Below are 12,208 nucleotides of genomic sequence, written 5' to 3'. Positions count from 1 at the left end.
TTGGTTAGACCATGCAGAAGCCGCCGTTCACGCTGATAACCTGCCCCGTCACCCAAGACGCCGCCTCTGAAGCCAGGAACGTAACCATCGGAGCAACGTCATCAGGTTTTCCGATCCGGCGGAGCGGATAGGCCTTGACGATCTTGTCGAGGTTCCGGGCTAGGAATTCGGGGTCGGAATGGGACGTCTCGATCAAACCGAGCGACACGGTATTGACGGTGATATTGTTGCGGCCAAACTCCCGGGCCAAGGACTTTCCAAGCGCTATAGTGCCGCCCCGCGCAGCCGCGGCGAGCGCCAAATTGGCCTCCCCAATTCGCGAGCTGTCACCCACGAGATTAATGATGCGGCCGGAGTTCTGTGCGATCATTGATGGCGCAACCGCATGGCAGCAGTTGATCGCGCCGTAGAGGCATACGTCGATCTGCTTCTTCCAGTCCTCCGGAGTCGATTCCACGAACCGCTGGTATTTGACGTAGCCGGCATTGTTGACCAGCACGTCAATCGTTCCGAAATCCGCATGCGCGGCAGCGACCATCGCCTTGACCTGTTCGTTGTCACTGATGTCGGCTTGGTAGGCTTTGGCCCTTCCGCCAGCGTCCTTGATGGACCTGACAACGGACTCGGCCTCCGCTTGCGAGCGGCTATAATTGACCGCCACAATCGCGCCTTCGGCAGCGAGTGCGCGAGCGATGTCACCGCCAACGTCTCGCCCGCCGCCTGTAATCAGCGCGACCTTGCCATTCAGATTGGTTTGCACTGCGATATCTCCTTGAAGTCTTTGCTGCCCTCGGCAGCCCGATTTGCGGCCACACGATGTGGCGGCTTAATACGTCGAGGCGTGTTGGCTACCGCCCCAAGAATCGCGGCGACCGCTTTTCCTTGAAAGCCTTGCGCCCTTCGACATAGTCATGACTGGCGCTTGCCTCGTCGATCAACCGCTCGGCGGCGTTTCGATTTAGTTCGCCGCGCGCGCAGCCGTTCAGAATGAACTTGGCGCCCTTGATGGTAAGGGGAGCGCTCTCGGCCATTTCCGCAGCGCGATCACGGGCCGCGGCTTGCGCTTCCATCGCGATCTCATCGACGAAGCCAAGCGCAAGGGCCTCCTCGGCATTGAACCGCCGCCCCGTGTAAAGTATGCGCTTCGCCTTCGTGACGCCGACGAGTGAAAAAAGCTTACGCGTAGCGGAGACGCCGTAGACGATAGATAGACGCGCGGCCGGGATGCCAAACACGGCGCTGCTTTCCGCGATCCGGAAATCACAGGACATAGCGAGATGCGCAGCTCCACCCAGGCAATAACCCCGCAAAACTGCAATCGTCGGCTTCGAAACTCCGTAGATCGCATCACCCGCGGCATCGACGGCTACTTCGTAGCGCTTGCTTTCTTCAAGTCCCTCGCGAACTGCCTCGAACTCGCTGATGTCGGCTCCCGCTGAGAAATCAGCGCCAGCGCCCGTCAGGATGATCGACCGCACTGCGGAGTCGTGATTAAACCGTTCAAATAGATCCGCAAGCTGCTGCCACATCTCGTACGTAACAGCATTACGATGCTGAGGTCGGTTCAGCGTGACCAACGCAACCCCACCGGCATTCTCTACTAAGATGTTACTCATGTTCCCGCTCGCATAACGTCCTACTGCGCGCTAAGTCGCATCGGCATCTCGATTGTTTGGGGTGCCCGGCCCACGGATAGCCGGACACCGCTTGGCTTAGTTTTTGACCAGCGGGCACTGGCTTTCCGACAAAGGCCTAAAAGCCTTGTCTCCCGGAATAGTCGTAACAAGCTTGAGCAGATCCCATTCGCCGGTAGATTCTGCGGGCGTCTTGACCTGGTAGACGTACATATCGTGCACGAAACGGCCGTCCTCCCGGATCTTTCCGTTCTTCGCAAAGAAGTCGTTGACCGGCATCTCCTTCATTTTTGCCATGACCTGTCGAGTATCGGTCGTGCCCGCGGCCTGGACAGCCTGCAAGTAGTGCATCGTTGAAGAGTAATCCCCTGCGTCTCCCATATGGGGGGGACGGCCGACGCGTAGTTCAAACTTCTTGGCAAACGCTCTCGTTTCGTCGTCCCGGTCCCAGTAGAACGCGTTTGTGAGGATCATGCCCTGTGCGGTCTCCAAGCCGAGGGAATGTACATCGGTGTCCCAGACGAGCAGGCCTGCGACGATCTTTCCCGACGAGGTCAGGCCGAACTCGGCGGCCGATTTGACAGCGTTGACGAATGTCGTTCCTGATCCTGCCAAGGCAACGACTTGCGCAGGGGACGCCTGGGCCTGCAACATGAACGCGCTGTGATCCGAAGTCTCGATCGGATAGCGCACTGCTCCCGACACCTCACCACCGTTCGCCTTAACAATCTGCGTTGCATCAGCTTCGAGCGCGTGACCGAAGGCGTAGTCGGCAGTCAGGAAGAACCAGTTCTTCAACCCCTGTCGGATCAGCTCGTTTGCGGTTCCGTTCGCGAGAGCGTAGGTATCGTAGGAATAGTGAATGCTGTTTGGCGTACAGCTATCATTGGTCAGGCGGGACGAACCCGACCCGTTGACGATCGCGATCTTGTCCTCGTCTTTTGCAACCTGCGCGACCGCAAGCGCGATTCCCGAGTTGATCAAATTGTTGATCATCGTGACGCCTTGGGACTCGTACCACTCACGCGCTGTGGATACCGCGACCTCGGGCTTGTTCTGATGGTCGGCGACGACAACCTCTAACGGTCGATCCAGAACTTTTCCGCCGAAGTCCTCGACGGCCATCTTCACCGCCGCGATCGCCCCCTCGCCGGCTTCATGTGAAAACTGACCGCTAACATCGGTGAGCACGCCAATCTTTACAGGGCCCGCGCTTTGCCCCGCAGCTGGCATGGCTACAGTCCCGAACGCGGCAGCGCACGACAGCAACATCCTCAAATGTCTCATGATCCATCCTCCCAGTTTCGGCGTCTATGCCCTCAAAACGCCAACTTCGTAAACTTGCGCTATCATACTTGAACTCGCATGATCCTGTATCTTGATCGCTAATTCGTTGGGCGCATGATAAGTGTAAGCAGAAAATTTAAGTCAGCGCAAGCTTGCATTATTAGACTTGATGTGTTTTCCTGAATTCGCCTTCTCAAGCAAGCTGAAGGTTGCGGGCCGACTCTTGATCGCCCGCCGGAGGAGAAAAAAATTCGGTAAGGGAGGACTCGTGCCGGATAACGCACCCATCATCGAGGCGCGCGAACTGACGCGCGCATTTGGCGGCTTCATTGCCGTCAGCAACGTCAACCTGAAGATCAACGGCGGGACGATTCACGCGTTGATCGGACCCAATGGCGCAGGCAAAAGCACGCTCTTCAATCTATTGACGAAATTCCTCTCGCCGAGCAGCGGACGGATATTTTTCAAGGAGAGAGACATTACGAATATGGCGCCGGCGGAGATCGCTCGTCTCGGCCTTGTTCGGTCTTTCCAAATCTCATCGGTCTTTCCACACCTCAGCGCACATGAGAACGTCAGGGTGGCACTGCAGGCTCGCGAGCGCGAAACCTTCGCATTCTGGAAATCCAATAAGAACCTTCGACGGTTCAATGATGAAGCCACCGCCCTTCTCGAGAGCGTCGGCTTGGCTGATAAGGCTCGGACGAAGGCGAGCGAGCTGTCTTACGGACGAAAGCGCGCACTGGAACTGGCGACAACATTGGCGCTGGACCCGGACGTGCTACTCTTGGACGAACCCATGGCAGGCATGGGGACAGAAGACATCGGCCGAACGGCGGAACTCATTCGGACAGTCGGACGAGGGCGCACCGTTCTCATGGTCGAACACAACCTGGGCGTCGTCGCAGATCTTTCCGATAAGATCACAGTTCTAAGGCGCGGTGAGGTCATCGCCGAGGGGACCTATTCCGAAGTCTCCGCAGACGATGAAGTCCGCAAGGCGTATTTGGGAGGAGCCCATGGCTGAGATCCCGCTCCTAGCAATCGAAAACCTTGAGGCATGGTACGGCGAAAGCCATGTGCTGCATGGAGTCAACTTCGACGTCAAGAAAGGTGAAGTCGTCACGCTCATCGGCCGCAACGGCGCGGGAAAGACGACGACACTTAGGAGCCTTATTGGCGTAGTCAATAAACGCCGTGGCACGGGCATCTACAAGGGCGTCGACCTTTTGACGGTTGCGCCACACAAAGTCGCGCGTCTCGGTATCGGCTACGTGCCTGAAGAGCGCGGGATCTTTTCGACGCTGAGTGTACTTGAAAACCTGCTGTTCCCGCCCGCCTGGCAGTCAGGCGGGATGGAGATAGATGAGATTTACGGTCTGTTTCCAAATCTGAAGGGACGCGACAACACCCCAGGAACGCGCCTATCAGGCGGCGAACAACAGATGCTGGCAATCGGACGCGTGCTGCGGACAGGTGCCGATCTCATCCTGCTCGACGAGCCGACCGAGGGCATCGCACCTGTCATTATCGAAGAGATTGGTGCGGCACTGCGCATCCTCAAGGACAGGGGCATGACCATCATCCTGGTCGAGCAAAACCTGCGCTTCGCTGCCTCCGTTGCCGATCGCCATTTCGTCCTCGACCAGGGGAAAGTGATCGACGAAATCCCGAACAGCTCGCTCGATGCCAACATGGATCGGCTGAACCGGTATCTTGGAGTTTAGACCATGATCGTATTCTCAAAACAGGTGGAAGCCGATGACTGAGATCTTCGGGGTTCCGACACCCGTCCTTGTCGGCCAGCTGCTGCTCGGCCTCATCAATGGCTCCTTCTATGCGCTATTGAGCCTGGGGCTGGCGATCATCTTCGGCATGCTGAATGTGATCAATTTCGCTCATGGCGCGTTCTACATGCTTGGTGGATTTGCCGCCTGGTTCCTGCTTTCGACGCTGGGCCTCAACTATTGGGCGACCCTTATAGCAGCGCCCCTGCTGGTGGGCCTAGTCGGCATTGTGGTAGAGCGGCTCTTCCTCAGGCGACTGTATCGGATGGACCATCTCTACAGCCTGCTGCTGACCTTCGGGGTAGCACTGATGATCGAGGGACCGTTTCGCCATATCTTCGGTGCGGCAGGCAAGCCCTACCCGGTTCCATCCGCACTTTCCGGAGGAATCAATCTCGGCTTCATGTTCCTGCCGATCTATCGCGCCTGGGTGATCGCGATCTCCCTCGTGATTTGTCTCCTGACCTGGCTAACCATCGAGCGCACGAAACTCGGCGCCTATCTGCGAGCAGCGACAGAGAGTCCATCTCTAGTACAGGCGTTCGGGATCAATGTCCCACTGATGCTGACACTGACGTATGCATTTTGCGTCGGCCTCGCGGGATTCGCCGGGGCCCTTGCAGCCCCCCTCTACCAGGTAAGCCCAGGCATGGGGTCAAGCATCATCATCGTTGTCTTCGCGGTTGTCGTCATCGGCGGCATGGGATCGATCGGTGGAGCCATCATTACCGCACTGGCCCTGGGTGTCATCGAGGGCCTGACGAAAACATTCTATCCAGCAGCGTCCTCGATCGCGGTGTTCGTCGCCATGGTCCTGGTCATACTTATACGTCCGTCCGGCCTATTTAGTCGCGAGGCATGATCATGAGTTCGACCCTATCTCCTTCCATGCCGGCGCCCACCTTCGCCCGCAAAACTGGACCTATACTTCTCGCCGGCGTCGCGCTGCTGATGCTATGCGCCCCGCTGGTGATGTATCCGCTGTTCCTCATTAAAATCCTGTGCCTCGCGCTGTTCGCGGCAGCTTTCAACCTCGTACTCGGGTATGCAGGCCTACTTTCATTCGGACATGCCGCCTTCTTTGGTGGCGGGGCTTACATCGCGGCGCATGCCGCCAAGGTTTGGCACCTGCCGTTTGAACTCGCCGTGCTTTCCGGCACACTTTTCGCTGCCATCCTCGGCTTCGTGTTTGGAGCCTTGGCCATCCGTCGTCACGGCATCTACTTCGCAATGATCACGTTGGCGCTTGCGCAAATGGTCTACTTTATGGCCGTGCAGATGCCGTTCACAGGCGGAGAGGATGGGATTCAGGCGGTTCCGCGCGGGTACCTGCTTGGAACAATCGATCTGCGGAACATCACCGCCATGTACTATACGGTGCTCGGCGGGACCGTGTTAGGCCTCGTGGTCATCTGGCGAGCAGTGAACTCCCCCTTTGGCCACATCCTGGCTGCGATCCGTGAAAACGAGACCCGAGTGACGTCTCTCGGCCTCAAACCTGAGCGCTACAAGCTAATAGCATTCACGCTCTCAGCGAGCCTGTCAGGTTTCGCAGGATCCCTCAAGGCGATTGCCTTCCAACTCGCCTCGCTCGTCGATGTGACTTGGCATATGTCGGGCGAAGCCATCCTCATGACACTGCTGGGCGGCATGGGAACGCTAATTGGGCCCATCGTCGGAGCGTCTATCATCGTCGGCTTGGAGCATTTCCTGTCGACCAGCGGCCTGCCGATCACTTTCGTCATCGGCCTGTTCTTCGTCGTCTGCGTGATGGTCTTCAGGCGCGGAGTGTTTGGAGAACTTAAAGCGGCCTTAGAGCGCCGCTCAAACTAACCATAAGTCTCGTTATGCAAGCGTTATTGGCCGGGGTCTTGTGCAACCCCGGCTCTTTTGTTTATCAACCACGGATGCAGGAACGCGCTCCGAAGAGATAACCGATGGCGGCAGCCATAATCAGTTGCACGACGCTCGCCAGGTCCGGCGATATGTGCGCGCGGCCTTCTGCAGCCGGCGCAATACTGGGGAGCAATCCACCGAAAATCGCCCAAATGGCCACCACCACCGCTGCAAAGACAACCGCCGCAAGTATCGGCAGGCTCGGGGAAGCAGCCGTGCCCATGGCTGGCGCTGGCGAGGCGGGACGATGCGCAGACGCCGCGCTCACATCGGAACCGTTTGCTGCAGGCGTAGTGCCCTGCTGTTTCTGCTTCGTTTCAACAGGATCGGATCGATCGGTCGATTCACGCACCCCTTGGCGCGCTTGGATTTCTTGCGCAAAACGTTTGAAGAATTGGCCGGACATCTGTTTCGCCGTCACGTCGATAAGGCGCCCCCCAAGCTGTGAAAGCTTCCCACCTATCTGCGCGTCGACCGTGTAGTGCAAGACGGTTCCGTCTACGACCGACTCGAGCCGCACATTCGCGACGCCCTTCGCGAAACCGGCGACGCCGCCCTGCCCCTCGCCTGTGATCTTGTAACCGTTCGGCGGATCGAGATCGGACAATGTAACCGCCCCCTGAAAGCGCGCTTTTACGGGACCAACCTTGATAACTGCGACCGCCGCCATCTCCGTATCCGAGGACTTCGTAAGCTCTTGGCAGCCGGGGATGCACACCCTTAGCACCTCAGCGTCGTTAAGCGCGCTCCACACCTCCTCCTTGGTTGCTGCGATATGCTGTTGACCCGTCATATCCATGGACTTTCCTCCTCATATATCTTTGCGATCGCCCTTCCTGTCAGGGCCAGCAGGTCGCTTGACATTCGTACATTAAGTCTAATAATGCAAGTTACAATGACAATAATGACCCACTGAGGGCGAATATCGGAGGAAAGCCCAAATGGCATGTTTCCCACCAACTGCACACCGCACCGCGGTCACATCGGCCCAGCACTGTCGCCGGGTTCTTCACTCCTTGGTGGAAGCGTCCATCCGCAAGGCGACGATATGAAACCGGCGCAATTCGAATACCTCGCCGCATCGACCATAGCCGAGGCCGCTGAAGCACTAGCCGCTGCGGACGGTGACGGCAAAATTCTCGCGGGCGGCCAGAGCCTGATGCCTATGATCAATTTCCGCCTGGTAAAGCCAGCCATCCTCGTCGACATCAATCGTATCGCCGGTCTCGATCGGATCGAACTACAAGGGGATCGGCTGCGCATTGGAGCCACGGTCCGCCATCATATGACGGCTACTGACGCTCTGGTTCAGACGCATCTTCCGATCTTGCACGACGCTATGCACCACGTCGCGCACATGACCGTACGTAATCGCGGGACGTTTTGCGGGAGCGTTTGCCACGCAGATCCCGCGGCTGAAATGCCCATGATGACACTCCTTCTCAATGGCACGATCACGGCCTGCTCCATCCGAGGTGAACGACATATCCCAGCCTCAGAGTTCTTCGTCGGCTCACTCATGAACGCCCTTGAGCCAGACGAATTCGTCACTGCAATCGAAATCGACACGCTGCCTGCCGACACGGGATGGGGCTTCGAAGAATTCTCCAAGCGTCACGGGGACTTCGCGCTGGCTTGCGTCGCTACAACAATGCGTAGCGTTGACGGCGTGGCCTGTGACGTCCGCTTCGGCATGATGGGCGTCGGTGAGACGCCGCTGCGCCTGTCAGAGATCGAACAACTCATCGAGGGGAAGACGATATCCGACCACCTCCTAGCCGACATCGCGGAAACCCTGAACGGCGCACTGCACCCGAACACGGACATACATGCTTCCGCGGATTATAGACGGCATCTTGCCGGAGTACTTGCACGACGCGCCATTCGCAGCGCGTGGAAACGGGCACATCCTCAGGAGAGCAAGGCCGATGACTGAGAGAGCAATCACCGTCACCGTCAACGGTTTGAGCTACACGAAGTCGATCGAGTCGCGCTTGCTGCTCAGCGACTTCCTGCGCCATGAGTTGGGGCTAACCGGCACGCACGTTGGTTGCGAACACGGGGTGTGCGGGGCTTGCACGGTCATTCTGAATGGGCGGAGTGCCAGATCTTGTCTTACGCTTGCAGTGCAGACTGACGGCATGCAGATCGAGACCATCGAAGGACAGGGGGACGTGGAAAACCTGGGCCGCGTCCAAGACGCATTCCGGCAGCATCACGGCCTTCAATGCGGATTCTGCACACCCGGTTTCATTATGGCCGTGACCGACCTCCTGCGACACCACCCACTCGAGACCGACGACCAGATCCGGGAGGCGCTGTCAGGCAACATCTGTCGCTGCACGGGCTACGAACACATCGTCGACGCCGTCCGCGAACTGGCAAAAGAAAGAGGACCCCTGAAATGAAGATGCACTTTCTCGCGGGCGGCCGCTTGCGCATGCGCCGATCCATCTACTTCTCTGGGGCCGCAAAAGAAGAAACGATCGAGTTGCCGGTGCATGCAACGCTGATACGGCACTCTCAAGGCAACGTACTTTTCGACAGCGGATGCAACCCCGGAGCCGCAATCGATCCACAGGCGCGCTGGGGCGGCCTAAGCAAGGTCATGACACCGATCTTCGCACCCGAGCAAACGGTTGTGTCTGAACTCAAGCGACTTGGATTGACACCCGGCGATATCGACGTCGTGATCTGCTCACATCTTCATCCGGACCACTGCGGCTGCAATGCGAGTTTCCGGCGCGCCACGATCCTCTGTCACGAGGCGGAACTGGACGCCGCGAAAGCTGACGGCGCTGAGCAACAGGGCTATCTGAAAAGTGAGTGGGAGCAACCCCAAGGTTTCCAGACATTCAGGGATGAACACGACGTTTTCGGCGACGCGCGTGTCGTACTTCTTCCGATGCCGGGGCATACCCCTGGGATGACTGTAACTCGGCTGACGCTGGAACGAGACGGAACGTTCATTCTCGCTTCAGACGCGGCCCCTCTACAAAAGAACATTGACGACGGGATCGCGCCCAAAAACACGTGGAACATGGATCTAGCCGAACAGGCGCTTGGACGGCTCAAGACGTTCAGGGACGGTGGCGACACAGTCATCTCTGGGCATGATGACACGCAGTGGCAAACCTTGCGAAAAGGTACGGAGTTCTACGAATGAGCCAGCACGACCACTCCGTCGAGCTCCGCCCCAAACTCGTTGGCCAAAGGATAAGGCGCACCGAAGACCCGCGGCTCCTAGCGGGCGTCGGACAGTATGTAGATGACATGGCACCGGCGGGAATGCTCCATGTCGCGTTGCGGCGATCCGATCAGCCGCACGCGCGTATCGTGGGGGTCGATATTGGAGACGCCTTTTCCGTTCCGGGCGTCGTGGGGATATACGACGCAACGGACCTCGAAAACGACATCAAACCCGCCATTCCCACGTCGCGAATGCCCGGTTACTACGCCACCCCGATCTGGCCGCTGGCACGAAAAAAAGTGCGTTATGTAGGGGAACCGGTGGTCGCCGTCGTTGCGGAAAGCCGCTATGCCGCCGAAGACGCCTTGGAACATATCAACATTGAATACGAACCCCTGCCATTCGCCATCAGGCAGGTTGACGCAGTCAAAGACGATGCTCCCTTGTTGCACGAGGAAGCTGGGACGAACACGATCATTCGACGTGAATTCAAACGTGGCGACGTCGACGCCGTATTCGAGGGCGCAGCGGTCACGGTCAAAGGTCGTTTCCGCATGACGCGCAAGACCGCAGTCGCAATGGAGAACCGATCCTATCTCGCCGAATGGGATGCCCGGAAGCAGTCTCTGACCCTCTACACATCCTCTAACATCCCTGGCGTGATACGCGACGTGTTATCTGAATGTCTGGGGCTTCCCGGCACCCGCCTCCGAGTGGTCGCTCCGGACGTGGGCGGCAGTTTTGGCGGAAAGGGATCCCTGTATGGCGAGGAAATGCTGGTCTGCCTCCTGGCCCGGAAACTCAAACGGCCGGTGAAGTTTATCAGCGATCGCCTTGAAGATCTCTCCGCGACAAGCCAAGCGTTCGACGAGTTGATCGACGCCGAACTTGCGGTGACGAAGGATGGGATGTTGATCGGGTTGCGAGCCGAGGTCATCGGCGACGTCGGGGCGTACTCAATCTACCCTTGGACTGCCGCGCTGGAGACAGTCCAAGTAGTCAGTTTCCTACCCGGTCCCTATAGAATGGAACACTATCGGGGCCGCATCAGAGGGGTTCTTACACCAAAACCACCCACTGGCCCCTACCGCGGCGTTGGTCGTCCCTCGTCCACATTTGCGATGGAACGCCTTGTCGAGATGGCGGCACGGAAGCTCGGAATGGATCCTGTCGAGTTTCGTAGAAGGAACTTGGTCCGGGCCGAAGAATTTCCGTATCGCACCGCTTCGGGCATCATTTGGGACAAGTCGGCATTCCAGGAATGCCTAGCAGGCGCTTGCGATCACGTTGACTATCCCAATCTGGTTCGAGAACGCGACAGGGCGAGAAAGGAAGGCCGCTGGGTTGGGATTGGGCTTGCGAGCTACGCGGAATTGACCGGGATTGGATCGCGGATATCGGTGGCGCCTGGTATGCCCATCAACACAGGCACGGAAACGTCGAAGATCGAAATTGACGCCACCGGGGCCGTCACTGCGGCCTTCGGCATTTCGTCTCACGGCCAGGGGCTGGAGACGACGCTCGCCCAGGTGATTGTTGACGAACTTGGGTGCAAGCTCGAAGACATTGTGGTCAGGCACGGCGACAGTTCGCTGGTTCCGATGTCGAGCGGAACCTACGCTAGCCGTTCGGCGGTGCTGGGTGGAGGCGCGGCGACCTTGGCGGCTCGCGCGGTCAAGGCAAAGGTGCTGCGTGCCGCAGCCTATCTAATGGAGCAGAGCGCCGAAGATCTCGATATCCAAGACGGTATTGTCACGAGCCGCGCCTCGAACCTAACGATGACACTCAAAGAGGTAGCATCGGCGGTTTACACCCAGATGGGGCGTATACCCCGTGACCAGAGGGAGGACCTGATTGCGTCGGAGACATACGATCCCTATCTGGGCACGGCTTGCTCATCAACGCATCTTGCCATGGTAGAGGTTGATCCGGAGACCTACCACGTAAAGATCCTGCGGTACGTGGTGGCCGAAGACTGCGGCAAGATCATCAATCCGATGATCGTCGATGGCCAAGTGCATGGAGCCGTAGCGCAGGGGATTGGTGCCGCCCTGCTGGAAGAGATCATTCATGACGATCAAGGACAAGCAGTGGCCGCCAGCCTCGCCGACTACCTTGTTCCGGTGGCGAGCAGTATCCCCCCGATTGGGATCGTGCATATCGAGGCGGACCTCCCCAACAATGTCGGCGGCTTCCGAGGTATGGGCGAAGGGGGCACCATCGGCGCTCCGGCTACAATCGCGAATGCGGTGTCTGATGCGCTTTCGCATCTCGGTATTTCGGTGCAAACGCTTCCTGTGACACCTGAACGAATATTCCAGATGCTTCGCGACCGGATATAAGACAACCTTTCGCCGCCCAGAGGCGGACCACTATAGATGCCTATTCGGATTTTCGTGTGGGATCGGATCCGC

General features: G+C 58.2%; 12 protein-coding genes. 8 read left to right on the top strand and 4 right to left on the bottom strand.

What is annotated here, in order from left to right; translation table 11 throughout:
* Positions 1 to 4: 4 nt before the first annotated feature.
* From ACTJKE_RS06770 to ACTJKE_RS06760, 3 genes are all read right to left on the bottom strand, one after another.
* Complete coding sequence (locus ACTJKE_RS06770) at positions 5 to 760, bottom strand: SDR family NAD(P)-dependent oxidoreductase (protein ID WP_060521598.1); 756 nt, start codon at positions 758 to 760, stop codon at positions 5 to 7.
* Positions 761 to 848: 88 nt separating this feature from the next.
* Positions 849 to 1,616 carry an enoyl-CoA hydratase-related protein gene (locus ACTJKE_RS06765; RefSeq protein WP_060521599.1) on the bottom strand — a complete coding sequence of 256 codons (768 nt, stop codon included), beginning with the start codon at positions 1,614 to 1,616 and terminating at the stop codon, positions 849 to 851.
* 96 nt (positions 1,617 to 1,712) lie between these two features.
* A complete protein-coding gene (locus ACTJKE_RS06760; RefSeq protein ID WP_060521600.1) occupies positions 1,713 to 2,921 on the bottom strand; it encodes an ABC transporter substrate-binding protein in 1,209 nt (402 codons plus the stop codon).
* Positions 2,922 to 3,189: 268 nt separating this feature from the next.
* Between ACTJKE_RS06760 and ACTJKE_RS06755 the strand changes: the two genes are divergently transcribed.
* Genes ACTJKE_RS06755 through ACTJKE_RS06740 form a run of 4 tightly spaced genes read left to right on the top strand, consistent with a single transcriptional unit; the run spans position 3,190 to position 6,541 of the window.
* A complete protein-coding gene (locus ACTJKE_RS06755; protein ID WP_060521815.1) occupies positions 3,190 to 3,948 on the top strand; it encodes an ABC transporter ATP-binding protein in 759 nt (252 codons plus the stop codon).
* The gene (locus tag ACTJKE_RS06750) at positions 3,941 to 4,648 is read left to right on the top strand and encodes an ABC transporter ATP-binding protein (protein ID WP_250806556.1); all 708 of its coding nucleotides are present in this window, start codon (positions 3,941 to 3,943) and stop codon (positions 4,646 to 4,648) included. Before ACTJKE_RS06755 ends, ACTJKE_RS06750 begins: the two co-directional genes overlap by 8 nt.
* Positions 4,649 to 4,682: 34 nt before the next feature.
* A complete protein-coding gene (locus ACTJKE_RS06745) occupies positions 4,683 to 5,570 on the top strand; it encodes a branched-chain amino acid ABC transporter permease (RefSeq protein WP_440691515.1) in 888 nt (295 codons plus the stop codon).
* Positions 5,571 to 5,596: 26 nt separating this feature from the next.
* Positions 5,597 to 6,541, top strand: a complete 945-nt coding sequence (locus ACTJKE_RS06740; protein WP_060521816.1) for a branched-chain amino acid ABC transporter permease — start codon at positions 5,597 to 5,599, stop codon at positions 6,539 to 6,541.
* A 64-nt stretch (positions 6,542 to 6,605) separates the two neighbouring features.
* On the opposite strand, the gene ACTJKE_RS06735 is transcribed toward ACTJKE_RS06740, so the two are convergent.
* A complete protein-coding gene (locus ACTJKE_RS06735) occupies positions 6,606 to 7,403 on the bottom strand; it encodes an SRPBCC family protein (RefSeq protein WP_060521603.1) in 798 nt (265 codons plus the stop codon).
* Positions 7,404 to 7,550: 147 nt separating this feature from the next.
* On the opposite strand from ACTJKE_RS06735, the gene ACTJKE_RS06730 reads away from it, so the two are divergent.
* The 4 genes from ACTJKE_RS06730 to ACTJKE_RS06715 are packed head-to-tail and all read left to right on the top strand — an operon-like array spanning position 7,551 to position 12,136.
* Positions 7,551 to 8,540, top strand: coding sequence for an FAD binding domain-containing protein (locus ACTJKE_RS06730; protein WP_113544693.1), 990 nt, complete (start codon positions 7,551 to 7,553; stop codon positions 8,538 to 8,540).
* The gene (locus tag ACTJKE_RS06725; RefSeq protein ID WP_060521605.1) at positions 8,533 to 9,012 is read left to right on the top strand and encodes a (2Fe-2S)-binding protein; all 480 of its coding nucleotides are present in this window, start codon (positions 8,533 to 8,535) and stop codon (positions 9,010 to 9,012) included. Before ACTJKE_RS06730 ends, ACTJKE_RS06725 begins: the two co-directional genes overlap by 8 nt.
* A complete protein-coding gene (locus ACTJKE_RS06720; RefSeq protein ID WP_060521606.1) occupies positions 9,009 to 9,770 on the top strand; it encodes an N-acyl homoserine lactonase family protein in 762 nt (253 codons plus the stop codon). The genes ACTJKE_RS06725 and ACTJKE_RS06720 overlap by 4 nt, the downstream gene beginning before the upstream one ends.
* Positions 9,767 to 12,136: a xanthine dehydrogenase family protein molybdopterin-binding subunit gene (locus ACTJKE_RS06715; protein ID WP_060521607.1), complete on the top strand. Its 2,370-nt coding sequence runs from the start codon at positions 9,767 to 9,769 to the stop codon at positions 12,134 to 12,136. Before ACTJKE_RS06720 ends, ACTJKE_RS06715 begins: the two co-directional genes overlap by 4 nt.
* Positions 12,137 to 12,208: the final 72 nt, after the last annotated feature.

Origin of the sequence: Ensifer sp. 22521, assembly GCF_052044795.1 — a bacterium.
Lineage (GTDB): Bacteria > Pseudomonadota > Alphaproteobacteria > Rhizobiales > Rhizobiaceae > Ensifer.
Note: the sequence above shows the minus strand (reverse complement) of the source record. Positions and strands in the feature narration are given on the sequence as shown.